This window comes from Waterburya sp., assembly GCF_058530065.1.
Map to the genome: position 1 here is coordinate 1 of NZ_JBZNBU010000397.1, position 2030 is coordinate 2030.

General features: G+C 36.4%; 1 protein-coding gene. It reads right to left on the reverse strand.

Annotation, left to right across the window (positions count from 1 at the left end; genetic code table 11):
• Positions 1–171: 171 nt before the first annotated feature.
• A complete protein-coding gene (locus tag AC33VI_RS22765) occupies positions 172–1461 on the reverse strand; it encodes a GldG family protein (protein WP_491784548.1) in 1290 nt (429 codons plus the stop codon).
• Positions 1462–2030: the final 569 nt, after the last annotated feature.

The following is a 2030-nucleotide window of genomic DNA, read 5'->3' on the forward strand; positions in this document are numbered from 1 at the left end:
ACCGCTCGATTGAATTTATACAGGTAATGTAATCTATAGATATGTGCTGGCTGCCTGTTTCAACTGAGCTACTAAAGACTAAAAACTAATAACTAAAGACTATTCTCTTCGAGCAATTCTCTTATCCCGAACTCAGGTTAACTAATAACTAGTAAATAGAGCGATCGCAACTCAACGACGCTTAATCCATACATAAATAGCAGCAGTCAAAGCTAAAAGGGGAATTATTCGCCAAGCTAGCCAGTCTAAAATAATTGCTTGCATGGTACTTAAATTAATACGACGGTTGGCAACTTCGCGGGGTCTAATTGCCAAAGTTTCTCGGTCTTCACCTACCAACCAACTAATAGAATTAAAAATCAGATCTCCATTAAATTGTTGCTCGAACCAGCCATTAGTGGCAAAAGTAGAACTGCCAAAAACTACCATGCGAGAAATCGAAGGATTATCTCGCCAGAGAGCGATCGCAATATTTAACGGGCCAGATATATCTTGAGCAGAATCAAAGGTAATTTCTTCATTTTTGAGGTCATTTTCTGCCCAAGTTTGTTCGTTAGTAATTACCAATGGAGTAGCCTGAATACCTGTTTTTGCTTCAATCTGAAGCGGGCGAGATTCGGGAAAAATAGAAGTTCCCCGAGCGAAATCAGCCGTAATCGGATGTTCTCCATAGTTGTTAACAATAACTACTCCTGGACCGAAACCTAAAATTTCCCCAGCACCAGATCCATCTACCACCAGTCGATTATCTAGTTGAACTCCCCATTCTTTTAACAAAGGAGTCATACCAATATCAGTATTGGGAGATAAGAATAAAAGTAAATTGCCTCCCGTAGTGAGATATTGTTGCAAACTAGAAACTTCTGCTGCTAAAAGTTGGCGATTTGCCCCTACGATCGCAATTAAATTGGCATTATCGGGAATTTCACCTTGGCTAGCAAGATTTAATTCTTCTACGAAATAGCCTTTGGCTTCTAGATTGGTAACGACTTGGGCAATTCCTCCTTCGATTAATTCGTTTTGGGCTTCTCCATGTCCTTGAAGTAAATAAATATGAATCGGGCGATCGCGTTGAATTTTTTCAATACCATTGGTTAGCTGAGTTTCGGTGATGGCTGCGCCAACTAAATTGTTATCGACCGTTATTTTTTGCCTTTTATCGCCATATTGAAGATAGACATCGCCTAAAGATTGAACTCGATATTCTCTAGCCAGTCCTAATTCTCGTTCTGGATCGATAATTTGGAAGTTAAATTGTTCGCTTTGACGACGATAGTTTTCTAGTAAATTTTCCAGATTAGGGTCGAGGTTGCGATCGAAAACTAATACTTCTAAAGGTCGTTCTAATTGAGACAAAATTGCTTGAGATAGAGGAGAAAGGGTATGAATTTGATTTTCTGTCATATCCCAACGTCGATCGTAGCGAATGGCTAAGATATTCAGAAAAGCTACTACGCTCAAGACTATAATAATTTTGCTTATGTTACTAGTATTTTGCTTGAAGCTTGTTTGTTGCCAAAAATTTTTTTTTTTGCTTATTATTTTGCCAATTAATAGTTAATGTAATTACTCCCAAAATTATTAATGCAAGAGGTACTATCAACCAGTTATTTGTCAGGATAGCTATGACTAGAGTTGCCACTAAGAAAGCTATGCTAAAAAAAGATAATATTTTTTGGATCATATATAGTTGTTCTCATTTTTATGCAGTATATTTAAGACTTCAGCTTGCTTGATGGTTGATACTTAATTGTTAATTGTGTATATTTCACCCATTAGAAAAATATTCTGTTCATTTTTAAGTGCTAAATATTCATTGCTTTCCAATTAGCTATTAGTTTTGGATGACTATTTATCGGCATTATCTAGCGATGGTTGAGGCAATATAATTCTACCGACTGGACAGTTAAAAATAAACCTAAAAATATATAGCTTGAAAATAAAACTAAATCGCTAAAGCTAATCACTCCTTGAACCAAATTATTATAGCTTTCCAAGGGAGAAATATACTCTAAAATCTTGCCTATCTG